This window comes from Candidatus Eremiobacteraceae bacterium (assembly GCA_035314825.1).
Lineage (GTDB): Bacteria > Vulcanimicrobiota > Vulcanimicrobiia > Eremiobacterales > Eremiobacteraceae > JAFAHD01.
This window is the reverse complement of the sequence record DATFYX010000011.1, coordinates 59,783-83,037: the sequence shown is the minus strand read 5'-3', so window position 1 is coordinate 83,037 and position 23,255 is coordinate 59,783. Positions and strand designations below refer to the sequence as shown.

23 protein-coding genes are annotated in these 23,255 nt (G+C 65.5%); 11 read left to right on the top strand and 12 right to left on the bottom strand.

The genetic code is table 11. The features are described 5' to 3' along the window. Positions 1-3: 3 nt before the first annotated feature. Positions 4-3,138 carry an ATP-dependent DNA helicase gene (locus VKF82_02900; protein ID HME81005.1) on the bottom strand — a complete coding sequence of 1,045 codons (3,135 nt, stop codon included), beginning with the start codon at positions 3,136-3,138 and terminating at the stop codon, positions 4-6. Next, positions 3,135-6,194 carry a UvrD-helicase domain-containing protein gene (locus tag VKF82_02895; GenBank protein ID HME81004.1) on the bottom strand — a complete coding sequence of 1,020 codons (3,060 nt, stop codon included), beginning with the start codon at positions 6,192-6,194 and terminating at the stop codon, positions 3,135-3,137. The genes VKF82_02900 and VKF82_02895 overlap by 4 nt, the downstream gene beginning before the upstream one ends. 38 nt (positions 6,195-6,232) lie before the next feature. On the opposite strand from VKF82_02895, the gene VKF82_02890 reads away from it, so the two are divergent. Then, positions 6,233-7,093 (top strand): hypothetical protein, encoded by an 861-nt coding sequence (locus tag VKF82_02890; protein HME81003.1) that lies wholly within the window; start codon positions 6,233-6,235, stop codon positions 7,091-7,093. Positions 7,094-7,209: 116 nt separating this feature from the next. Beyond that, on the top strand, positions 7,210-7,935 hold the full coding sequence (locus VKF82_02885; protein HME81002.1) for a hypothetical protein: 726 nt from the start codon (positions 7,210-7,212) through the stop codon (positions 7,933-7,935). A gap of 87 nt (positions 7,936-8,022) precedes the next feature. Here the strand turns inward: VKF82_02885 and VKF82_02880 are convergent, their stop codons facing one another. From VKF82_02880 to VKF82_02865, 4 genes are all read right to left on the bottom strand, one after another. Then, entirely contained in the window at positions 8,023-8,481 is a 459-nt protein-coding gene (locus VKF82_02880) for a phage tail protein (protein ID HME81001.1), read from the bottom strand. A gap of 5 nt (positions 8,482-8,486) precedes the next feature. Next, positions 8,487-9,032, bottom strand: a complete 546-nt coding sequence (locus VKF82_02875) for a hypothetical protein (GenBank protein ID HME81000.1) — start codon at positions 9,030-9,032, stop codon at positions 8,487-8,489. 49 nt (positions 9,033-9,081) lie between these two features. Further along, complete coding sequence (locus VKF82_02870) at positions 9,082-9,756, bottom strand: response regulator transcription factor (protein HME80999.1); 675 nt, start codon at positions 9,754-9,756, stop codon at positions 9,082-9,084. A 113-nt stretch (positions 9,757-9,869) separates the two neighbouring features. After that, a complete protein-coding gene (locus VKF82_02865) occupies positions 9,870-10,061 on the bottom strand; it encodes a hypothetical protein (GenBank protein ID HME80998.1) in 192 nt (63 codons plus the stop codon). A gap of 163 nt (positions 10,062-10,224) precedes the next feature. On the opposite strand from VKF82_02865, the gene VKF82_02860 reads away from it, so the two are divergent. After that, a complete protein-coding gene (locus VKF82_02860; GenBank protein HME80997.1) occupies positions 10,225-10,815 on the top strand; it encodes a DUF4760 domain-containing protein in 591 nt (196 codons plus the stop codon). Positions 10,816-10,946: 131 nt separating this feature from the next. Continuing rightward, positions 10,947-11,261, top strand: coding sequence for a hypothetical protein (locus VKF82_02855; GenBank protein HME80996.1), 315 nt, complete (start codon positions 10,947-10,949; stop codon positions 11,259-11,261). A 20-nt stretch (positions 11,262-11,281) separates the two neighbouring features. On the opposite strand, the gene VKF82_02850 is transcribed toward VKF82_02855, so the two are convergent. Next, positions 11,282-12,010 carry a hypothetical protein gene (locus VKF82_02850; protein ID HME80995.1) on the bottom strand — a complete coding sequence of 243 codons (729 nt, stop codon included), beginning with the start codon at positions 12,008-12,010 and terminating at the stop codon, positions 11,282-11,284. A gap of 155 nt (positions 12,011-12,165) precedes the next feature. Here VKF82_02850 and VKF82_02845 point away from each other — a divergent pair, with 155 nt between their 5' ends. The 3 genes from VKF82_02845 to VKF82_02835 all read left to right on the top strand — a co-directional run bounded on the left by VKF82_02845 (position 12,166) and on the right by VKF82_02835 (position 15,503). Next, positions 12,166-14,091: a fibronectin type III domain-containing protein gene (locus VKF82_02845; protein HME80994.1), complete on the top strand. Its 1,926-nt coding sequence runs from the start codon at positions 12,166-12,168 to the stop codon at positions 14,089-14,091. Positions 14,092-14,148: 57 nt separating this feature from the next. Beyond that, complete coding sequence (locus tag VKF82_02840; protein HME80993.1) at positions 14,149-15,165, top strand: DUF2249 domain-containing protein; 1,017 nt, start codon at positions 14,149-14,151, stop codon at positions 15,163-15,165. A 107-nt stretch (positions 15,166-15,272) separates the two neighbouring features. After that, a complete protein-coding gene (locus tag VKF82_02835) occupies positions 15,273-15,503 on the top strand; it encodes a hypothetical protein (protein HME80992.1) in 231 nt (76 codons plus the stop codon). Here the strand turns inward: VKF82_02835 and VKF82_02830 are convergent. Continuing rightward, positions 15,493-16,227 (bottom strand): rhomboid family intramembrane serine protease, encoded by a 735-nt coding sequence (locus tag VKF82_02830; GenBank protein HME80991.1) that lies wholly within the window; start codon positions 16,225-16,227, stop codon positions 15,493-15,495. The two genes, VKF82_02835 and VKF82_02830, sit on opposite strands and share 11 nt — an antisense overlap. A gap of 4 nt (positions 16,228-16,231) precedes the next feature. Beyond that, positions 16,232-17,374 carry a M20/M25/M40 family metallo-hydrolase gene (locus tag VKF82_02825; GenBank protein ID HME80990.1) on the bottom strand — a complete coding sequence of 381 codons (1,143 nt, stop codon included), beginning with the start codon at positions 17,372-17,374 and terminating at the stop codon, positions 16,232-16,234. A gap of 50 nt (positions 17,375-17,424) precedes the next feature. Between VKF82_02825 and VKF82_02820 the strand changes: the two genes are divergently transcribed. Beyond that, positions 17,425-18,426: an alpha/beta hydrolase-fold protein gene (locus VKF82_02820; GenBank protein ID HME80989.1), complete on the top strand. Its 1,002-nt coding sequence runs from the start codon at positions 17,425-17,427 to the stop codon at positions 18,424-18,426. A gap of 55 nt (positions 18,427-18,481) precedes the next feature. After that, positions 18,482-18,802, top strand: coding sequence for a hypothetical protein (locus VKF82_02815; protein HME80988.1), 321 nt, complete (start codon positions 18,482-18,484; stop codon positions 18,800-18,802). On the opposite strand, the gene VKF82_02810 is transcribed toward VKF82_02815, so the two are convergent. The 3 genes from VKF82_02810 to VKF82_02800 form a co-directional block, all read right to left on the bottom strand. Then, on the bottom strand, positions 18,799-19,476 hold the full coding sequence (locus tag VKF82_02810) for a hypothetical protein (GenBank protein ID HME80987.1): 678 nt from the start codon (positions 19,474-19,476) through the stop codon (positions 18,799-18,801). The two genes, VKF82_02815 and VKF82_02810, sit on opposite strands and share 4 nt — an antisense overlap. Positions 19,477-19,500: 24 nt before the next feature. Next, complete coding sequence (locus tag VKF82_02805; protein ID HME80986.1) at positions 19,501-20,217, bottom strand: hypothetical protein; 717 nt, start codon at positions 20,215-20,217, stop codon at positions 19,501-19,503. 67 nt (positions 20,218-20,284) lie between these two features. Then, entirely contained in the window at positions 20,285-22,057 is a 1,773-nt protein-coding gene (locus VKF82_02800; GenBank protein HME80985.1) for a DUF885 domain-containing protein, read from the bottom strand. Here VKF82_02800 and VKF82_02795 point away from each other — a divergent pair. Continuing rightward, positions 22,038-22,586: an HhH-GPD-type base excision DNA repair protein gene (locus tag VKF82_02795; GenBank protein ID HME80984.1), complete on the top strand. Its 549-nt coding sequence runs from the start codon at positions 22,038-22,040 to the stop codon at positions 22,584-22,586. The two genes, VKF82_02800 and VKF82_02795, sit on opposite strands and share 20 nt — an antisense overlap. A 141-nt stretch (positions 22,587-22,727) precedes the next feature. After that, positions 22,728-23,240 carry a hypothetical protein gene (locus VKF82_02790; GenBank protein ID HME80983.1) on the top strand — a complete coding sequence of 171 codons (513 nt, stop codon included), beginning with the start codon at positions 22,728-22,730 and terminating at the stop codon, positions 23,238-23,240. Positions 23,241-23,255: the final 15 nt, after the last annotated feature.

Sequence of the window (23,255 nt, the reverse complement as noted above, 5' to 3'; positions counted from 1 at the left end):
GCCTCAATGGTATGCATCGCACGGCGCCGCGCGATACGCGCACGTGAAGCACCAGCGGCCGGGCTTGGCTTCGGTGCTCCCGGCGCGCAGCCCGGCCGCGACGGTCTCGATGCGCGCGCGCACCGCGTCGGCGGACGGCACGTCGAGCGCTTCGAGCGCGAACGCGCCATCGCTGAACCTGCCCACGACGCACGCCGCGTCCTCGATCCTGTAAGCGCGCCGCGCCGCCTCGCGATAGATGCCGAGCTGCAGTGCGTATTCAGATATTGCCGTCTCGCCGGTCTTGTAGTCGAGCACCGCTTGGCGGCCCGTCGGATCGCGCGCGATCAGGTCGATATAACCCTCGATCACCGCGTCGCCGAACTGCATGACGAACGGCGCCTCCGCACGCTCGATGCGCCACGCCGCGAGCGTGGTGGTCGCCAGGCGCGCGTCGTCGATCGCCCGCTGGAAATCGCGTACCGCGATGCTCAGCCCGAGCTCCGACGCCGCATCGGTCACGTACGATTCCGGCGTGCCGATGGAGCCTCCCGCGAGGCGCGCGCGTGCCCAGCGTTCCAGCGCGCGATGGACCAGCCGGCCGCGATCGGACGCCAGCAGCGTGCCCTCTTCGCGGCCGTCTACGGCGATCACCTCAAGCAGCGAATCGTCCGACGGCATGTGGCCGACGCGCCGCAGATCCGGCAGATGCAGGATGGCCGCATAGGTGACGCTACGCGGGCAGCGCTCGTACGCGTGCAGCGTCGAGAACGAGAGGCGCGGCAGCGCATTGCCCGCCACCGCGGCGAATGGAGCGGCCGGATTTATTCGACCGTGCGCTCGGGAAACGGCTGGAGCGGTCGAGTTTACTCGACCGAGCTGGACGCCGTCCTCCGTCCCCGGCTCGTCGACCGGCCATCCGCGCGCCTGCACCCACGATTCGACCTCAGCGACGAATCCGTGCGGCTTGCCCAAAGGAGAGGACTTGCTATACTTGCTGCCGCCAAACACGTGGAGCTCGTCGCGGGCGCGCGTAAGCGCGACGTAGAAAAGCCGGCGCTCCTCCGCATCGCGCGCGCTCTCCCCTAACTCATCCTTGTGCGGCGCAATGCCCTCGTCATCCGGCTGCAGCTTAGCGGCGACCGCGTGGAACGTCTTCACGCCGTTTGCGCCTTCGGTGCTGACGAGCGCGCCCGTCTCCGAATCGAGCCAGATCATCGGCGTCTGCGTATTTTGAGGCCACACGTCGATGACGAACACGATCGGCCACTCAAGACCCTTGGCTGCGTGGATAGTCATGATTGAGACCGCGTCGGTCGCCGGCGGGTCGGCTTCGCGGTCGTCGAAATCGATGCGCGTCAGTTCGTGGATGTAGCGCACGAAATCGCGGGCTTGCGCTTCTCGATTGCGATCGACGAAGGCCGAGGCGAGCCGCGCGAGCTTGCGCAGATTGGCTACGGCTTGATCATCGCCAGCCCGTTCGTAGGCGTCCACGACGCCCGTCAGCTCGAAGATCTTCGGGAATGCTATGCGCAGCGACGCCGCCGCGTAGGGCTCGACCGCATCCACGAGCTCGCGCAGGCGCGAAAGCCGCCGCCGGCTGTCGTCGTCCAGCGCGTCAGGGAGCGGCTCCACCAGCGCGCGGCGCGAGAAAGCCGTAGTATCGCGTTCGAGATCGTGCGCCAGCGTGGTCATCGCCGCATCGGAAAGACCGCACGAGGACGACTCGCACAGCCGTGCCACGGCCTGTCCATCGAGCGGATCCGCCAAGACGGTCAGCCAGGCAAGCGCGTCCCTGACCTCGTTAGTCTCGTAGAACCCCGCGCCGCCGAGCAGGCGGAACGGGATGTGGTGCGCGACGAGTTCGGCGGTGAACGGCTGGATCTGCGTCTTGTTGCGCGTGAGGATGGCGATGTCGTCCGGCTTGACGCCGCCGCGCGCCAACATCGCGGCGATCCGCCGCGCGACGGCCGTCGCCTGGGCGCGCCGGTTCGCGTCCGCGTTTGGCCGGGGCATTTTGTCGGTGGCCCAGCGGCTGGCAACGTGGACGTTCGGACGACCCGCCGCGCCCCGGTGCGCTCGCAACGGCGCCTCATCGGGGGTTTGTCGCGCGATCACAGCGTGGGCGAGGTCGAGGATCTCTTGTTGAGAGCGCCTGTTCTCCGATAGCGCGTAGCGCCGGCTGCCTTCGATGCCGGCGAACTTCGTGATATTCTCGGGCGTCGCGCCGATGAAACTGAAAATGCTCTGGCGAGGATCGCCGACCACCGTCACCCGTTCGAGGCCATCGCCGAAGAGCGTCTTCAGGAAGCGCCACTGCGCGTCGTTGGTGTCCTGGAACTCGTCGACGATGCAGTGCAAGAAGCGCCCGCGCAGCTCATCGCGCAGCCTCGGCTCGTCTGCGATGCCGCGCCGCGCCAACCGCAGCAGGTCCGCGTACGTCAGCGCAAAGCGGCGTTGCAGCCGTTCGTCGTAACGCCGCACGATCGCCCCGACCGCGCGAACGCGCGCGCGCGCCTCCTCCGACTCACGCACCAGATCATCATCTGTCGTACTGGCCTCGACCGTTTTTGAGACCGCTCCCCCTTTGGTGCGTTTGCGGATCGAACGATAGGGGATCTCCGCGATCAAGTCGGCCTCGCGCAACGCGCGTCGCTCGAACCCCTCGATGTCGAAGTCGCGCTCCTTGAGCCACTGCGCGATGGCGAACAGCCCGGCACGGAGCTCGTCGCGGCGCGCTGAGCGCAAGGGCAGCGCAGCGGCATCCACATTGTCGCCGTAGATGACGTCGTCCATCGCCTCGCGGAATTCGAGCCGCGCATCGACGTCTTCGATCACCGTGCTGTCGGGCGACACGCCAAGATCGTAGGCGTGCTCCATCAACACGCTCGACGCGAAGGCGTGGAACGTCGAGCAGTGCGGCGGCTCGACCGCCGGGCCAAGCCGCTCCAGTGTGCGTCGCCGCAGCTCGGCCGCCGCCTTGCGCGCGAACGTCAGTAAGAGGATGTTCTTGGCCGCGCACAGCCCGTGTTCGTGCAGATATGCCACGCGGTTGACGATCGTGTGCGTCTTGCCGGTGCCCGCGCCCGCGTCGACGATCGCCGGCGCGTCGAGCGGATGCTCGAGCACGCGCTGCTGCTCGCGAGAGACCTGGCTCACGACGCCACGTTCCCCGGACCCGGGCAGGTCTGCGTGTAGCCGCAAAAGCGGCACGTGCTCGGGTCGCGCGCGGTCGCGAATTCCCAGAGCCGGCCATCGGCGCACGCCGCGGCCGCGCCCACGGCGAGCTCGCGCTGCGCGGCACTCACCTCGGCGTCAGTGAGGAAGGCGTTCTGGTCGCCTGCAAGGGGCACATCGACGATCCGAATCGTGTCGGTCACAAGCCCTTCGCCATCGCCCTCGCCGCGGAAGTAGATGAACTCGACCAACGAGACCTGCGCCTGATACAGGCGTTGCGCCCCAGGGATATACAGCAGCAGTTGCAGATTGAGCCCATCGGGCGCGTCGCCTGCGACTTGTTCGCCGGCCCAGATCTTTGCGAGCGACTGGCGCACGGCTAACGCAAGGCGGCCGATGATTCTCCCGCTCTTGTAGTCGCGGATCGCGAGCGTGCCGTCGGCCAGACGATCGATGCGATCGGCCTGGCCGGTGAACCGAACGCCGTCGATGCTCGCTTCGAGGCGCTGCTCGCAGGCCAGCACCTCGAACGGAGCCGAAGCGGACTGGCGAGCCAGCAGGCGCACATAGTCAGCGACGTATTGGCGAGCGATGGCAAGCTGATAGCGCATGAATCCGGAATCCAGCGCAATGCCGGCCTCGGCGGCGATGTCGCGCGCCGACGTCTCTGCCAGCTGTAGCAGAATCGCTCGCCAATGATGGGAGCGAGCTTCAAGATCCTCGCTTGAGTCGAAGACGCGCTCGTGCGCGTGGAAGGCCGCGAGGCTGCGGTGAAGCAGCCGTCCGAGCAGCGTACCCTCCTCATCGCTGTCCGATGACAAGCGCAGCACCTCCTGATAGAAGAAGCGCCGCGGGCAGGTCAAGAAGGTTCCGACCCCGGTCGGTGAGAGGTGGTCAAGCACGTGCTTGATCTTCGTGGCGGTGGACTTTTCAAAGCCGCCGTCGCTTGTCGCGCCATGCTCGCGAAGAGCGCGACCTTCGATCCGCTCGGCCGCACCCTGCGCGATCGCGTGTGCGAACGGCGAAAGCGGCAGTTCGATGTCGTCGGCGTCGGCTTCCGCCGCGGTGACCAGCACGTTCGTCCGCGCGCGCGTCAGCGCGACGTACCACAACGAGCACTCTTCCTGGTACGCTTCCTCGGGAGATGACACGGACGTCGGCGCCGTGGCGTGAAGCGCGCGCAGCGATGCGGCCGAGAGCAGCGCATGGCCGCGCGCGCGCTGCGGCAACACGCCGTCGACCGCTTGCGGCACGATGACCTCGTCGAACTCAAGTCCCTTAGCCGCGTGGATCGACATGACGCGTACGCCCGCACTGTCGACCGGCGGCGTCTGCGTCGGGTCCGACAGCAGCCCGGCGATCTCTTCGATGCTCTCGACGAACTGCATCGGAGGGATGCAGCCGTCGCGCAGTGCGAACGACATCATCTGCATGTCGCGCGCCGCGTCGACCAACGACCCCAAACGCGCAGGTGAAGATCGGGCATCCCAACCGGGCGGCGGCATCTCGCCCGTCCGTACCGGCCACAGCAGGTCGAACTCGCGCGCGATGGTCGCGACGAGCGTCGCAGCATCAGCGTCTTTGGCGCGCGCGGCGCCCTCGACGGCGCGCCAATGCCGCAAGAAATCCTCGAACGTCACGCGCCCCGCAGGCGGATTGTTGCGCAGCGCGACAAACGCGTTCTTCACGTGCGCTCGCCGCGCCGCGTCGAAGGCGAGGCGCACGGTCACGGCCCGGAAACCGATGAGCGGGTTGGTCAGCAAGCGCGTCCACTGGTCGAAATCGTCCAGATGCTGGCTCACGCGGATCGCGCTCAGCACCGCCGCGATGACCGGATCTTCCAAAAAGCCTGCCGATGGGCGCGCCGCCACGGGGATGCCGCGCGCATCGAGCTGGCCGACGATGAGGCTTTGGTACGGCTCGCTGACGCGCAGCAGCACCGCGATCTCGTTCGGCGGCGTGCCCGCGCGCATGCGGCGTTCGATCTCGTCGCACACCAGCGTCATCTCATCATCCGGCATCGGCGCGCGAAGCAGCGTCACGCTGCCGGGTCGCGACTCGTCCTCGGCGCGCGTCAGCGACTCAGGCTTCAGACCCGGCGTCGCGTTCGCGACATCCAAGATTGCCTGCGCGGAGCGCCGGTTGAGCGACAGCTTCAGCTCCTCGCAGGCGAACGTGGCGCGCACCGTCTCGATGTTGCTCGGCGTGGCGCCCCGAAACCGATAGATCGACTGGTTGAAGTCGCCGACGAAACAGATCTCCGGTACGGGCGAGCGCTGGTCGCGCGTCGGCCCCGCCAAGATCTCGAGCAGGCGCAGCTGCAGCGCGTCGCTGTCTTGGAACTCGTCGACCAGGATATGGCGAAAGCCGCCGCGCGCGCGCAGCCACGCCGACGCCGGGCTGTCCGGCAGCGCCAGCGCGTCGAGCGCGTCTTTGACGAGATCGCGAAAATCCGAAAGCCCCAAGCGCGTGCGCTCGGCATCCAATTCGCGGTACAACGCCGCGATGTCGATCAAGCGGCCGTCGCGGCGCGCGATCGACTCGACATCAGATGGCGTCAGCCCCTGGCCTTTGAGCTGCGCGATGAGGTTGAGCGCGTCAGAAGCGAAGGCAGGACTCTCGCGCACCTCGGCGTCGAACGAACGCAGCGGTACCCGGCCGGCGACGCGCTTCCATAAGAGCCGCTCTTTGATCGGCGTGAGCAGGTTGCGCTCGCGAAAGCGCGGCCCGTCTCCATCGAGCAAGCGAGCGCAGAAGCTGTGAAACGTACGCACGAACAGCTCGCTGACGGCCAGCTCCTCGCCCGTGCGCTCGCGCAGGCGCTGCACGATGCGCTCGAGCATCTGCGCGGCGGCGCGGCGCGAGAACGTCAGCACCAGGATGTCGCCGGGGTCGACGCCGTCGTCCACGACGAGCGCGGCGAAGCGGCGGGCAAGCGTCTCGGTCTTGCCCGTGCCCGGGCCGGCGAACACCAGCGCATGGCTGCCGCGGTGCCGGATGACGGCCAGCTGCTCGGAGGTCGGTTCGAAACGCTGCATGCGCTCCTATCATTTGCGTCGAAAGCGAACATATCATCGTGAGACGATACATCGCATCCGCCTGCCTGTCCGCACTGGTCCTCGCGGCCGCCGCGCTGGCCCTTGCCGCTCCCTCGCCGGCGCCATCCGCGTCGCCGACGCCGGTCGAAATAGAAGAGCTGTCGGCGGATCAGATCATGATCAACGCCGAGAAAGCGACCCGCGCCCACCTTCACCCGCCGTTCATCACCTATCAGATGCATGAGATCTTCGACCATCACTGGCAGCGCGAACAGGACGACTATCGCGTGTGGTACCGCGCCGACGGCAAGGGCCTCATGCAGAACATCAGCCAGGACCGGGCCGGGCGCGCCGAGACGTACTTCGGCTATCCGTTCCCATCTGCGCCCGACGCGGACATCCTTCTCTATGCGACGCCCGACCCGCAGCTCACGCCTCCCCCCACGAGCACGCCGGGGCCGCTCGCGTCGGGTGCGACCGCGCCGCCGGTGCTCAGCGTGCAGCCGGTGGTCGGCGATCGCTACTATTCGGTCAAGCTCGTCGCGATCGAAGTGTATGATGGAAAGCCGGTCTTCCATCTGGGCATGCACGCGCTGCGCGATGAGCGCGCCCACCCGTGGAAAGATCTTTGGGTCGACACTACGACTTTTGACGTATGGCGCGGCCACTTGCACGCCTCGGGTTCCAAGGGACCGGGCAATGGAACGCTTGACGGCTACGTCGAGTTCCAAAAGGTCGGCGACTATTGGCTGATCGCGCACGCTGTGGGCGACGGCGAGGTCCACGTCGGCCCCTTCGGGGACAGCGGACACTACGAATACACGTTCTCGGATTACGGGTTCCCGGCTAGCGTTCCGGACTGGTATTTCGACGCCAAAGCGTTCAAGCATCACCACTAATGCGACATACGAAGAGCAGGTAAGGGCTGGGAAAACCCAGGGAGAACGCCGCTTTCAGCGAAGCCGAGTATCCTAAGGTACGTCTTACACCCCATGGAAATTAAGGAGACCAACTAGTGAAACGTTTCGCACTTTCAACATTTATGGTGCTGGCGATTGCCGCGCTTTCGACTGCCGCAGCGCTCGCAGCGCCCCCGAATATATCCGGCCAATGGACCGTCGAGCAGACCGGTAAGAACGGCAGCTCGACCGCCACGATCACCCTGACCCAATCGGGCAACACGGTCGTCGGCACGAACGCCGCCAACGGCGGTGCGTTCAACGGCATGTTCGTATCCGATGAGAAGTTGAACGTCAAGTGGAAGATCGCCACCGGTCCGAATTCCGGCGCGGGTTGGGCCACGGTCTACGTTACTCCCAACGGTCACAGCTTCAACGGCTCGTGGGGCTACAACGGCGCCAAAGAGAATGGCAGTTTCGTCGGCAACAAGATCCTGCCGCCGGTCAAGATCACCTCGGCCGGTACGTGGAATATGACCGTCGCGACCGGTCCCAGCCTGTTCCAGGGCCCGATGACCTGCACGGAGTCTGGCGTGACGTCCATCTGCCAGGTCAGCGGCCTCACGCTCAACGGCAAGTGGCGCACGGAAGATAAGAATAAGGTCCGCTACACCTGGACGAGCAAGTCACAGACCGGCTGGTTCTCGTTCTGGTTCAACAATGACGGTCAGAGCTTCAATGGCGTCTGGGGCTATGGCCCAGCCTTGATGGCTAACCAGAATCCGTCGCCGACGATCGGCCGCGTCGTCGGACAGCGCCAGGGACCGCCAGCCCGCCAATAAGGGCGAACGCGTTCAAGAGCGCGCACCACAGATGGAGCGGTCGAGTTCACTCGACCGCTCTTCTCTTTTGACTTCGAGCGGTCAAATTTATTCGACCGGCCAGACGACTTGCGTATCCCGCTCCCAGCCCTCGTTCTCAAGCTTGATATGCTCGATCGCAACCGCGTTAGCGTCCGCATCAAGATCGGGCAGAGCCTGGAATTCAGACACCCAACAGCGATAGATCTTATAGGAGAGCACTCGCTGCCCTGACTCGTTGAAAAGATCCAAGATGATGTCTTTGCGAAAACCGCCAGCGGCCGCGCCGCCTGGGCCATTCACCAGATTCGCCCATTGTTCGAACGCGGTGTCGCTCGTGATGCCGCGCTCGAGGGTGATCGGCTCGTACTTGGTCCGGCCAGGCAGTTCGCGCGTCACGCCTTGGTCGCCGCCTTCCCTGTGCCCGACGACCTCGGTCATGCGGAGCAGCGCGCTCACCTTGCTCACGCCGGCGACGTACCGTCCATCCCACATCACGCGGAACTTGAAGTTCTCAAGTGGGTCCATGGTGTTCACTCCGCTTCGCGGCACGACGCCGTATCGTGCGGTTGACCGGTTCGGTCATCGAACTGCTTGGTCCAGCAACGGCCGAGCAGCGAACAATAGCAGATCGACATGTTGACGCGGGATGCAGCGGCGAGCAAGAGCTGCGTCGCTTGGGCACCTTCGACTTGGACCAGCGTGACGTGCTCGTTTGCCGGGACGACGGTGCCGGTCTCAAGCGAGGACACCGTCGAACGCGTCTCGTGATCCTTATGCGATCGTGTCGCCTCCGCGACGATTGGATCCACGATCGTGTTGAGCGACGGAACGCGCTTGCCGTCCAGCGTGATACCGACGGAACGGATCAGCGCAGGCCCGATGCCGTCATTTCGAAGCTCGACGACGAGATGGGATGTGTCGCGCGTCACCGCAAATGATAGATACGGCCACACGGTGGCGGAGAATTGCGCGGAGATGACATGCGTCTGATAGACGACTGCGGCTGACGTGAGGGCGCTGATGAGCAGCGCGCTGACCGCGATGATCGTGTCGTAGCGGATAGCCTTGTCCAGCATATCAGCAGGTTAGCGCTGGCCGGGGCGGCTCCCTAGCCGGGCCGCCCGATCACGGTTTGTCGATCGTATATCCGACGCCGCGCACGGTCCGTATCGGCGCGCCGCCACCCGCCGCATCGAGCTTACGTCGCAGCATCTTGACGTAGACCTCGAGGATGTTGCTGTTGCCCTCGTGCTCGGCGCCCCACAGCCGGTCCAAGATGGCGCCTTTGGCCAGCACGATGCCCGCGTTCTCCGTCAGGTAGAGCAGCAGCCGGTGCTCGGTCTTGGTCAGCCGGATGACGTGGCCGCGAAGCGCGGCTTGGGGGCGCAGCACGTCGATCGAGAGATCGCCGACCGTGACCACGCGCGGCCGCAGCTGCAAGATCGGCCGGCGCAGCAACGCGTGCACGCGCGCGAGCAACTCGGGGAACGCGAACGGCTTGGGCAAGTAGTCGTCGGCCCCGCTGTTGAGTCCGGCCACGCGATCGCCGGCGGCGTCGCGCGCGGTCAGCATGAGGATCGGCGTGGTGACGCCTTGCTTGCGCGCTTCGCTGCAGACGGAGAAGCCGTCGCGCTCGGGCAGCAGCACGTCGAGGATTGCCAGCTGATAGTCGTTACCGCACAGCTCGTGCAAACCGGCGTCGCCGTCGAGAGCCGTCGTCACCGAGAACTTCTGAGCCTCCAGGGCGCGTCGCAACGAATCTGAGAGACTGGGGTCGTCTTCCACGAGTAAGAGTCGCATGGTGACCACCACGATATCTTCGTTGAAGCTGAAAATCGCGCACCGCGCGGACTCGCGTTGCGCCGCTTTTCAGTCGTGCTTCGCCGTGATCGCCGTGTTTCGCCGTGCCCGTGTTAGCTGTTTGGTTCGACGTCTTCGAGCTCGCCGTCCTCGAAGGCGAATGACCCGTTCGGGAACTTGACCAGAAATGGCATGTAGGGGCTGTTGCTCATGCTCTCGAGGATGCCGATCGCGCCCGGCTCGACTTTGCCGCCTGACCCCAGATCGATCCCTTTGAGGACGCGTACCGGCTTGCCGAGTTCCATGAGGCAGAAGGGTTCGCCCCGACAGGCCCCCCAACCCCTAGCTCACGCACGCCCCTGGAGCGGTCAAATGTATTCGACCGTCCATCGACGGCGATATGGAGCGGCCCACGCAAGCGTTCTTGGAGCGGTCGAATTTATTCGACCGCGCATGGGGGTACCGGATTTGTCGCTAGAGCTCCTCAGCACGTTGGCTTCGCTGCTCACCGTCCTCATCGTCGGCGCGACCGCCATCGCGGCGCTCGGACAGTTGCGCCACTTGCGCGCTGGAAACCAGATCAATGCCGTCCTGGCCATCGGTGACAAGTTCACGGAATCGAGGTTCGAACAGGCGCGCAGCTTGGTCAACTCAAGGACCGCCGAGGCCATGAACGACCCTCAGTTTCGCGCGTTTGTCATCGCGCGGGCGCAGCGCAAGCCGCTGCCCGTCATCGCAGCCGAAATGCGAGCGATCCTCGACGCCACCAATCTCACCGGCAACCTGTTCGAAGAGATCGGTAATCTCGTCAAGAACGGCATCGTCGACGAGACCCTGATCCTGGACGTATATTGCACGCAGGTCGTGGGGACGTGGCGCCGGCTCGAATCGTACATCGCGTTGAGCCGCGACGCGTCGAACGACATCGGTTTGTGGGATAACTTCGAATATCTCACGGTTCGCGCGCGCGCCTTTCTCGCCGCGCATCCGACGACGTACCCCAAGGGCGTGCCGCGCATCCAGCTCACGAATCCCTGGCATGATGAGCTGAAGACCTGACGGCTATGCAGCGGTCGAGTTTACTCGACCGTCGAATCCATTCGACCGTCACAAGGTGGCGCCGCCGCGTGCAAGGAACGCGCCGCCCACCCGCGTCACCGCTCATCCTAAAATGCTAGGAGAACGTTCTAATGAAGGTCGCAATTCGCATTGTCATCGGATCGGCCGCACTCATCGCCGCTTTGACCAGCGCGCTCGCCTCCTCGGCGCTGGCGGCAAGCAGCGCCCCGAGCGCTGCCCTCATGGCACCGATTGAGACCGCCTTTGACGCTCTCAACACGACGAACGAGGCGATGTGGAACAGCGCCTACACAATTCACGCTCCTGCAGAACGGAAAACCATTCACCGAGACCGGGATTTGGACGATGACGTTGATGCGGACAGGCACAACATGGAAGATCCATGGCTGAGGCTGGGGCACGACGTCGTAGAAGTGACCCCGTAGCGGTCGAATCTATTCGACCGTCAGTTATCGCAGGCGTGCGCCGGATCTGACGGCGTCGGCGACGGCGTCGGCACCGGCACGTTGAACTCGAAATCGCTGAACGTCTGGGTGCCCTTGGCGCGGATGTGGTGCAGCGCCACATCCGAAGCCTGGGATGTCACGATATTGTGCCCGTCGACCGTGCTATACGTCTGCGCGAGCGAGATGTAGTCTTTCATGTTCTCACGATAGCGCCACTCGACGTGATCGATCGTGCCCTCAAGGCCCAGCAGCACGTCGACATAGGCGATCTCGCCTTCGATCTTCGGCACCATGTGCAGCGCGTAACCATCCGACTTGGGTGCCACCGTGATATCGTAACACCGCAGCCAGCGGCTGGCATCCCCGAACGCGCCCTGGAACTTGGTGATGCCCTTCAGATAGAAGGGCGTGTGCGGATAATCGAAGGTCGTGTAGCCGGGCGCGGACACGTATGCATGGCCGTCGAGAACCGGATGCAGATACGGAAAGCTCACCTGGCGCAGATCCAGATGGGCGGTCGCCTTGTACGAATGCAACCCGGGATTCCGGTCGATCACCTTGTCGACGATCGAATCGACATTTGCCGCGGCAGACGCATAGGCTGGCGGCGGCGAGGCTTGGCCGGCGGCTCGCGCGATGCCCACGCCAAGAACCGCCGCCACCCCGAAGGCGAGCGCTGCGGCCGGCATCGCCGGGTTCGATGAACGCCAGAGCGGACGTGCGGTCATATGGTTGCTTCTTTTCCCCTTGCTATAACGTCTTACCCGCAGGGGTCGTTCGGCTCTCATCGACTTTTCAGTGCTCGAGCGCACGCTCGCCGGCCGGACAAGGAGCCCGCTCGGAGCGGCCCTAACGTCGGTCCATCTCGGTCGCGAGGGCAAAGTTGAGCGCACACGCCAAGCGGTATCCGCCACATGCGCCGCGTTACGCGCCGGTCGTAGGCAAACGCGGCGAGTTCACATTAGTCGAGCGGCGTCGACGCGAGTACGTCGGCCAGGCTGCGGCCAGGCCGCTGCCGGCATCTGTGCTCAAGGCCCGCCAAGTCGCGCGGACTCCTTGGATCGCGCGCGCCGGCGCGTCGGCGATCCTCGCCTCGACCTCGCTGGCACTCGCGTACTCGCTTTTTCTCGCGCTCGCGACCCCAAGCGTTGAGCCGATCGCCGCGCAACGCTCGGCCACGCCTTCGCGCCAGCGCGTCGCCACGCGCACGTTCACCCACCGGCCGCGGATCGCAGCCGCTGCGCACGCCCCCGAGCGCCCGGTGAGTGCACATGCGATCGCATCTCGAGCGCTCGCTATCGCACGTGCCCCCGCGCCTAAGCAGAAGAAGCTCATCATCGCGCAGCCAAGCGCGACGCAGATCGCGCCTCCGCATCCGTTCGAAGCGACCGGAAGCGGGCTCTCCCTTGAAGCCCAGCCCTGGCAGCTCACCGCCGACGGTACGTGGCGGACCGAAGTCGTCGCCTATTTCGCCGACACCTCGGGATCGAAAGAGCCGCGCCTGCGAGCCGACGTCGACTTCGAAGCCGGCTCTGCGGAGGTCGTCGGTCTCGATCCGTGGATTCACCAGACGCCCGCCGCAACGGTGACGACGCAGGCCGCGCATCCGATCGATGTGAGCGCGACTGCAGTCGAACCGTCGTCCGGCAGCGCGACGCTGACCCTGCCGCCGCCGCCCACCGACGTGTCGTCGTTTGCCGGAGTCGCGCGGGCGGTGGGTCCGCACCTCGTCGCGGTGGGCTGGACGCCCTTGGCACAGACCACCGGCGTGCGCGGCTATCGCGTGTACCGTCGCGCGGCGGACGCCGGTCAACAGGCGCTCGTCGCTCTGCTCTCGGCCGGCGGCCATTCCTGGCGCGACGCTCACGCGCAAGCGAACGCCAGCTACGAATACACGATCGTCGCGGATCTGCCCGGAGGCCCCGCGCGTGCGCAGACGCAAACCGTCGACACTCCCGGCCCCATGCCCGAGAGCAGCATCGACGCGATCGCCGGCAAAGGCATGTTCTTTTTCTTCTCGCCCGACACGAACGACTCGCACTCGTACGAGCTGTTCGATCCTGACACCGTCGTCGCCCAAGCGGTCAAAGCCGGCGTCTCCGACATCGAGCTGCGTCTTTCGCGCGGCACGTTCGAAGAAGCCGCAAATCCGCACGTGCGCGCGTGGCTCGATCGTTTCATCGACGGCGCGGCCGGCGCCGGCATCAAGCTGATCGCCTGGTCGGTGCCGCGGCGCAACGCCGCAGATGACGTCGCCGAATCGATCGCCATGGCGAGCTATCGAACGCCGGCCGGCAACGGCTTCGCCGGACTTTCGCTCGATCTCGAGCCGGGCGACAACTACATGGGCCACGGCGCTGCGGCGCGCGAGCGCATCGCCGACTATATGGAGATGGCGCGCCAAGCCGTCGGGCCGGACTATCTGCTCATCGCCACCGTGATCTCGCCGCGCCTCACGCACTTCACCAATGACGAATATCCGTACTCGCGCATCGCGCGCTACGCCAGCGTGATGCAGCCCATGGAGTACTGGCACCACTTCCGCACATCGCACGAGTACGCGCAGGCCGACGTGACCGGCAACTGCGCGGATGCGGTCTCCCTCACCCGCTCGCTCGCAGGGCGTCACGTTCCGGTCAACGTCGCCGGCCAGAGCACCGATCTGGGACGCACCGGTTCGCCCACGCCTGCCGAGTTGCACTGGTGCCTGGGCGCAGCCCAAGCCGCCGGCGCCATCGGCGAGATGTTCTTCGACTACCGGGGCACGTCGCCGGACCAATGGGCGGCCATCGAATCCTACCGCTGGTAGCCGTCCCAAAGCCGGGATTTTCGCACCCCGGTGCGAACCGTTCGGCCAGGTGAAGGTATGAGCAGTTCCACCCAACCTGAACCGGTTGAACGCATCGATTTACGACCGTTCCCCACATGGGAGCGCCATGACCGCATGCTCATGGCCTTCGATCGCCTTGCCCCGAATCAATCCGTCGACTTCATCAACGACCACGAGCCGAAGGCGCTGCGCGTGACGGTTGAAGCCGATCGCGAAGGCATCCTGTTGTGGGACTCGCGCAACGCGGGCGACGGCCGGTGGATGATCCGGCTTACGCGCCTGCCCGAGCCCAACATCGGCAGCGATCCGCCGCGCATCGCCTTTCTGCGCCGCTGCACGATGTTCAAGTCCGCGACCGCCGAGACGCTGCGCGAGATCGATCGCGTCGCCAAAGAACGCACCTATCACGACCGCATGGTGATCGTCGCCGAAGGCACGAGCTGGAACGAATTCGGCCTCGTGCGCCGCGGCGTCGTCGAAGTGACGCGCGCGACCGATGAAGACCGCGAGATCGTGCTCTACGACGTGCCGCCGTACGGCGGATTCAACGAAGCGGCGGTCTTCGACGAAGGAACCGCCGAAGTGACGGTCATCGCGCGCGGCGACGTCGACGTGCTCGAGGTCCCCGCGCAGTTCATGCGCCAGCTCATCACCCGCAGCCCGGAAGTGGCGACCGGCTGCGCGAGATTCTTCGCGCAACGCCAGCGCCGCCTGGCCAGCGCTGCGGGTAACCTTGCGTTCGGGCGCGTGCTCACGCGCATCGCGCGCGTGCTGCTCGATTACTCTTCGCACGGGCAGGGCATGGCCAAGGGCATCAGCGGCGTCGAGCGCATCACGCAGTCGGATCTTGCGGCCCGCGTCGGCACCGTCCGCGACATGGGCAGCCGCGCGCTCTCGCACCTTGAAGACATGGGCGCCATCGAGCTGCGCCGCGGCCGCGTCGTGATGCTCAACCGCGCCAAGCTCGAGGAGATCGTGCGCACCGGCAGGGTCGGCTCGGATGACAAAACCGCGGACGACGGGGCCCCGAGCGACGGAGCCGCGGGCGGCTAGCTCCGATGCCGCCGCAAGGTGAAGGCGGGGCGCCGTGGAGGTTTAGCACCGCCGGGTGTCTGACGGGCGGCCTCTTGGGGATAGGGCTGAGCTTTTTCGGCGTACTTGTGGCATTCTTCGAATTCGGCCAACCCGGCGCCGTTCATCAATCGTATCGCATCCACGTCGGCATAACGGTTGCGATTATCGACATACTAATACTCGCGCTCGCCTACCTCAGCATCATGGTGTGGGCGCCCCGCACCAAGTCCGCGGATTTCGTTCGCACCTTCGCGCTGACCGCGGCCGTCATCGCGCTCGGCGGCATCACCGTATGCTCGGGCGCGTTCACTTCTTGAACAGATCCTCGGGCTTGTCGATCTTGCTCACCTTGCGTTGCCAGGCGCGCATGCGCTGGCGCTGACGCCAGCGATCGAACCGCTCGCGCAGGCCCGGACCACCCCCGCCCCCGCGCGGCCCGAACGAGATGCCGCGCGTGAACACCCATGCGAAGAGCGAGCTCAAGCCGATCGCGACCGCCGCGTTGAGGGGCCCGCCGTAGGCGTGGTTGTTGAGCACGAGATCGAGCGCAATGCTGATGACGCCGAGCCAGCGCGCCTCGACCGGCAGCACGAAATAGATGTAGACCTTCGCATGCGGGTTGAGAGCGCCATATGCCACGCCCAAGCCGGCGAACGTGCCCGTCATGCCGATGAAGACGCCTTCGGGCGATCCCAGGAAGGTCAGCGCCAGCACGGACAGCCCGGAGATGATGCCGAGCATGAAATAGAAGCCGAGAAAACGCAACGAGCCCCATGCGCGCTCCAGCGTGCCGCCGAAGAAGAAGATCACAATGCCGTGGAAGAGCAGATCAAGAAAGCTGCCGTGCACGAACGGATAGGTGACCATCTGCCAGAACTGCACGTGCGCGAGCCACGCGGGCGAGATGAACCACGCGAGCCAGGTGATGATCTCGGTCTGCAGTCCGAATGACTGCGCCACGAAGAACACGGCCATAACGACGAGCATCGCGTAGACGGCAGGCGTGTCGGAACCGGTCCACGAGCTGTACGGAGAACGCATCGCGTCAGGCCGCGCGCGAGGTGAGCGCCTGCAGCACGATCTCGGCGCAGGCGTAGAAGTCGCCGAGATCCAGCCATTCGTTGACCGTGTGGATCTCGCGCATGCCGGTGCCCAGGATCACGGCCGGCATGCCCTTGGCGTTGAAGACGTTGGCGTCCGAGCCGCCGCCGATGGTGACCGTTTCCATGGGCTTGCTCAGGGCGCGCGCCGCATCGAGCACGAGTTTCACCAGCGGCGTGCTCGCAGCGACGTCCATGCGCACGTACTCGCGCTCGCAGCGCTCCTCGAGCCAGGCGCGCGTCGTCGTGCCGTCGATCGTGACGGTCGCGGCGGCGGCCGCGTCCTGCAGGCTGCGCCGGATGGCGGATGTGACAGAATCGAGCTTCGCATCGTCGTGCGAGCGCGCTTCGCCGGCGATGACGCAGCGGTCAGGCACGACGTTGACCGCCCCGCCGCCGTACGTGATGATGACGTTGCTGGTCGTCTGCGCGTCGATGCGTCCGAGCGGCATGGCCGTGATCGCCTGCGCGGCCACGCGCACCGCGGAAAGCCCGAGCTCCGGCGCCATGCCGGCGTGCGCTGCCACTCCGTGCACCGTGAATTCGAAGCGATCCGCCGATGGCGCCTTCACCACCAACTCGGCGGGCGACGGTGCGTCGAGCACCAGCGCTTCACGCGCGCGCAAGCCGGCCAAGTCGAGCTGCTTGGCGCCCAACAGGCCGATCTCTTCACAGATGGTGAAGGCGACTTCGACGTCGCCGTGCGGCAGACCGCGATCGCGCAGCGTGCGCAGCACCTCGACGATCACCGCGACGCCGCTCTTGTCGTCGCCGCCTAAGATGGTCGTGCCGTCTGAGCGGATGCGCCCGTCCTCGCGCAGCGGTTTGACGCCGCGGCCGGGCGGCACCGTGTCCATATGCGAGTTGAGCAGCAGCGGCGCGGCGTCAGGACGCGTGCCCGGCAGGCGCGCGATCACGTTGCCCGTCGCGCCGCCGACGCTGGCGCCGGCGTCGTCGACACGCACCTCGGCGCCGATCTCGCGCAATGCGTTGGCGAGCAGCGCCGCGACCTTGTCCTCTTCTTTGGAAAGGCTGTCCGTGCGCATCAGCTCCATGACGAAGCTCGTCATGCGTTCCCGGTCGATCATGTCATCCTTTTCGGCAGGCCCGCACCGCGTTGGCGCGCAAGACGCTCGCTATGTCAAAGCGACGAGGAAGAATCGAAGTTCTCAAACACGTTTCGCGCGTCCTCCAGGGCAACGCGTCGGGCGACCCATACGAACGCGACCTGCCGTGTTATCTGCCGCCCGACTACGATGGCGGCAGCGCGCGGTATCCGGTCATCTATTTCCTGGCCGGATTCACCGGCTCGGGCCGCATGCTGCTTAACGTCAGCGCGTTCGACGAAGCGATCGACGCGCGCCTCGATCGGCTCATCGGCTCGGGCGCGATGCCGCCCATCATCCTCGCCATGCCGGACTGCATGACGCGTTTCGGCGGCAGCCAGTACACCAATTCGTCGGCCACCGGCCGCTACGAGGATTACCTCGTCGAGGAACTGGTGCCGTTCGTGGACCAACAGCTGCGCACGCTGCCCGGCCGCGATCATCGCGGCGTGACCGGCAAGTCGAGCGGCGGCTACGGCGCGCTGCGTCTTGCGATGCGCCACCCCGATGTGTTCGGCGCGCTCGGCTCGCACGCCGGCGACGCGTACTTCGATTACTGCTACTTCCTGGATTTCCCCAAGTTCGTGCTCGGCATCCAGAAATACGGGGGTACCGTCGAGTCGTTCTACCAGCGCTTCACCGACCTGCCCAAGAAGAGCGAGGCGTTCGACGTGCTCAACATCCTCGCGATGGCTGCGTGCTACTCGCCCAACCCGGATGCACCGCTGGGCATCGATGTGCCCGTGGATCTGCATACCGGGGAAGTGCGCGACGCTGTGTGGCAGCGGTGGCTGGACAACGATCCCGTGCGCATGGCGCCCGAACATGCGGATGCGCTGCGCTCCATGAAGACCATCTTCATCGACGCCGGCCTGCGCGACGAATTCCAGCTGCAGCTTGGGGCGCGCGTCCTGTGCAAGCGCCTCGACGGGCTGGGCGTGCGCTATACGTACGAGGAGTTCGACGACGGCCATATGGGCATCGTGTATCGCTACGACCGCTCTTTGGTCCAGCTTTCAAAGGCCCTGGCGTAAGGAGTCCGACGGGTCCGCGTCGAATAGCGTCCGTCCTCCAAAAAGGACGTGATGTGTGGAACCCGACATTTATATCGATACGTTTTTCGGCTGCCTGAACGACCAATTGCCCCAAGCCAAGATCCGCCCAGACCGCCGCAGCGCGGCCTATAAGAACCTGGTCGTGTCCGCCAATATGGTGGACGAGCTTCTCGAGATCCAGCTCAAGAACGGCTCCGGCGAGCCCATCCGCCGCCAATACGATCCCTCAAAGGCTCGCTCTTCCGAGCAGGCCGCGAACTATTTCGTGGACGAATTGCGCCGCGCGACCGGCCAGGAGCCCATCCTGCGTCCGCAGCTGCGGCACTTCGGGCGGCGCCCCCAGCAAAAGGTCTAGATCTCGAAGCTGTCCGACGCGCGCGTGAAATGCAGGTCTTCGATCAGCTCGATCGCGCCTTCCGGATGCATCTCCATCCGGTGCTGCATGACGTCGCCGCTGATCGGCACGAGCAGCCCTGAATCGTAGACCACTGTTCCCTGGATCGTGATGGTCGAGATCGAATTGGCGACCTTGAGGTGCTGGAGCAGATCGAGCGTGACGCGGCGTCCGTTCGCGCTCCTGACCGAGTAGGTCGTCCCCGAATCTCCGGTCCAATGCGAGCCCGGTTCCAAGCTTCGGTCGGCGGCGAAACGCACGCCGAAAAAACGCAGCAACGTGAGCGAGGCATCGCTGAGCGACTCTTCCGGGAAGTGCACGCCGTCCTGCGGTCCGACGTTGCCGTCGAATTCCGCCGGATAGCCGCGCGAGCGCATCGTCTCGAGCACGCGCACGCCCAGGAGCGGATCCGCGTCGGCCATGACGTCGATCTCGACGGTGCCGTCGTCGGTGAATGCGGCGCTGGGCCGCTCGACCGTGTTATAGCGCTCGATGTGCGCCTGATTGCGCTGTAGGATCGATATCGTATAGACCACCGCGCGCAGCGGCGCTTGCGTGGCCGCCGGTGCCGCTGAGGCAGGCGATGCGTCTGCCAGCGCCGCCGATGCAAACAGTGCGAGCAGTCCGATCGTCACGGTCCCTATCCGGCGGCGATCCGGTCACTTGGCCGGCACGTCGCGGCTGTCCGACGAGCGATCGAAGCGCATCGACACGTCGTCTCTGGTCTCACCCGAGACGGACAAGCGCGAGATCACCTGGTGCAAGTCGCCGCTCATCGGCACGAGCAGCGAGGGCTTCAACGTGACGGTCCCATCGGTCGTGACGGTCGCGTTCTGCGTGGCGATCTTGATCGTCTGCTTCTCCGCCAGGGTGACGACTGCGCCGTCGACCTTGGTGACCTTGTAGTTCGTCTTGACGGAGACGCCGCCGCGCTCCTCATTGACATCCCACGTCGCATCGGGCGCGATCTTGTCCGCCGGCACGAACTGCGTGCCGAAGTATTGCAGCAGCGCGCGCGTCACGGGTTTGATCGAGTCGGGTGGGAAGTTGACGGAGCCGTCCGGCAGGACCGAGCCGCTGTACTTGGCGGGCGTGCCGGTCTTATTCATGATCTCGGTGACGTCGACTGCGAGCGCGTCGCCGATCACGCCGGTGATGTCGACCGTCACGGTGCCGCTATCCGCGACGACGTTCGACTGCGACGAGTACCCGGAATAGTGCTCGCCGCCGCTATACGTGCGGTCGCTGAAGGACACTTTATAGGTGACCTCTCGCAGCGGCCCAGCGGGCGCGGCGGGCGCCGGGGTGGCGCTCGGAGCGGGCGCGGCAGCGAATGCGAAAATGGTCACCGCGCTGATCAATATTGGTGCCAGCATGCATCCTCCTTTCCTGTGGAGCGGTCGAATTCATTCGACCGCGCACGCGCCTTTCGAGAGCGACCCTCTACGGCGATGCGTTCAGCAGCGCCTCGATGAAACGCGGCTCGACCGAGCCCATGCCCAACAGGCTCTTATTGAAGGCGGCGACGCTGCCCGGGTGAGCGAACCGCGCCTGGCTGATCGCGTCGAGTCCGACGAAGTAGCTCGATAACTGATCGTGCGAAAGCTCCAGGCGATGCCACTTCGTCTGGGCCTCCGCAGGTTCCTGAAAGGCCTGCGCGAGCAAGCGCATGCACTGTTGTTCGCTTAGATCGCCTGCATGGTATTCGGCGTCGATGATCGCGTTGGCGTACTCGCGCAAGCGCCATTTCAATTGGAACAACCGCAGCGCAACATCGCCGCCGCCGTACCCCGCGTCGAGCATCATGCCTTCGCCGTACACCGCCCAGCCTTCGACGAACGAACCGTTTGGCCACACGCGGCGCACGAGGGAAGGCGTCAGGGCGTTGTAGCGGTACTGCACGTAATGGCCCGGGATCGCTTCGTGGATCGAAAGGATGCGCATCTCGTAGTCGTTGTTCTCTCGCAGATACGAGGCGACGCGCTGGGCTGACCACGACGCCGGGATCTCATCGATATAGTAGTAGGATCCGGCCAGCGGCGTGAACGGGCCGGGCGGATCCAGCCCGGCGCCCGTGACGCCTGCTAAGAACTCAGGGGTCGGTGCGACGTGCAGCGTGTCTGGCACGGGCAGCGGCACGACCGGGTCGCGTTCCAAGAACGACTGGATGCCGGCGAGATCGCTCTTGGCCGTCGCCAGCACCGCGTCGCGCGCCGGATGATGATCCGCTAGCTTGTCGAGCACCGGCCTCACGATCGCGTCGATCTGCGCGTCTTCGGTGGACTCAAGCGGCGGCTCTTCATGCAGCAGTTTGTGGTACAGCGGCGTGGCGAGCCGCAGCATCTCTCTTCGCGTGCGGTCGAAGTCAGCGCGGGCGCGGGCGACCAGCACGTCGCGCGGCGTATCCGTGCCGTCGACCAGCCGCAGCTCCTCGTCGAACACCGCGGCGCCGACGCGCGGGTTGGCGTCGGCCTGCCCGAGCAGCGGGCCCGCGAGGAACGTCTGGAAATCCTTGAGGCTCGCGATCGCGGCCGGCAGATCGGCTTCGAGCATCGCTTGGGTCTGCGCCGATGCGGACTTGGCCAGCGCCGGCAGGTCGCGGCTGTACAGATCGATGTTGCCCTGGTTCTGCTGCACGGCAAGCTCGGCGGCGACGCGGGTGGGATGCGACAGCGACGCCTCGGCCGCGCGCACGAGATCCGGGATGGAACGGATGCGCGTCGCGACGCTTTGCAGGCGTTGCTCCAACGGCGCGTAGTCGCGGCTCGTGAGCTCGTAGACGGCATCGCCGATCGCCCCTGTATAGATGGAAGGATCCGTCTCGTACGGGCGGATCGTCTTTGCCTCAAGCTGATCGGCGTCGATCTGGTCGAGCAGCGCGCGCAGATCCGCGCGCTCGCCAAGCGTCAACTTGGCGCTGTCGAGCCCTGCGAACTGGGTGCGCCAAGCGGCCTCCCACGCATCGGTATCGGCGCGGCCGCTGGGCGAGTAGTCGGGCAGTTTGTCATCATAGGTATGCACGCCGATGCTGTCGGCGAAGAGCGGATCGCGAGCTTCGGATTCAGCGACATACCGTTCGACAAGTTTTTGAAACGCATCGGAACCCGTCTGCGCGGCGCGCGTCGCTGTGGAGAATGGCGCACACGCGGCCACGACGAGCATGACGCACAGCGCACCGCGCACAAAGGCGCCGCGCGTGACGGGAGAACGGCTCATGGCGGACAAAGTGCGCCGCACCATGGCAAAGTCCTTGTATCCGTTCACGCCCAACGATGCCGCGAATGAGCTGCTCGCCAAAGACGGCACGGCGCTGCTGATCGGGTTGTGCCTCGAACAGCAAGTGCGCACCGAGAAGGCGATGAGCGGTCCATACGAGCTGCGTCGCCGGCTCGGCACGATCGACGCGAAGAAGATCGCGGCGATACCGCCGGCGCGCCTCGACAAAGTGTTCCGCGAAAGCCCCGCGATCCATCGCTATCCCGGCATGATGGCCAAGCGCGTGCGCGCGCTGTGCGCGACGATCGCAAAGGAGTACGGCGGCAAAGGCGCGCGCGTGTGGGAAGGCACGACTGACGCGGAGCAGGTCTACGAGCGCATGCTCGCGCTGCCTGGGTTCGGCAAGGCCAAGGCGACGGCGGCAGTGCGTATCCTCGGCCAATTCGGCGGCGTGAAGCTCCCCGGCTGGCGCAAGTACTCGTGCGACGCCGACATGCCGTGGGTCATCAAGAACGGCAAACGCGCCTAACGATCTAAGCAGGCGAAATGGAGCGGTCGAATTTATTCGACCGTGCAGCCAAGCAAGCGCTTAAACGGGTTATCCTTGGCGACCCTCGAACGGCGCGTCCGCAACTCTCGTACGATCGCACAATCCGAAAGGACGCATCGCATGTCATCGCTTCGCATTCTCGCGTTCTCAGCTCTGCTCGCGCTGGTCGGCACTGCCTCGGTGTGCGCAGCTCCGACACCCGCGCCGGGCGGCGCCAATCAGGTCGACGCGATCTCCGGGAAGGTCGGCGACACGCTGTGGAACGGCGTGCTGCGCTTCAAAGTCGTCGAAGTCCGCGACGCCACCCCGGCCGATCATCCTGAGTCAGTGGTGCCTGGACCGACGCAGAAGGTCATGGTCGTCACCGCCATCATCCGCAATGGCACGCCGAGCTCGTGGGGTGAACTCGTCAGCTACACGCTGGCCGACAAGGATGACATCTCGTTTGAGATCCCGGGCCATTTTTTCACGCCGGTGGCGCTGAACATCCAGCAAGGCGCGTCCGTGAAACAGACGGCGCTTTTCCCGGTCGACAAGACCTACGTGCCGACCAAGTTGATCTTCCAGTGCAATTCATGCGCCAAGGGCAAGTTCAAACCGTTTCGCGTGACGATCCCGGCCCCCGCGTCGTAATAGACGGTAAAGGAC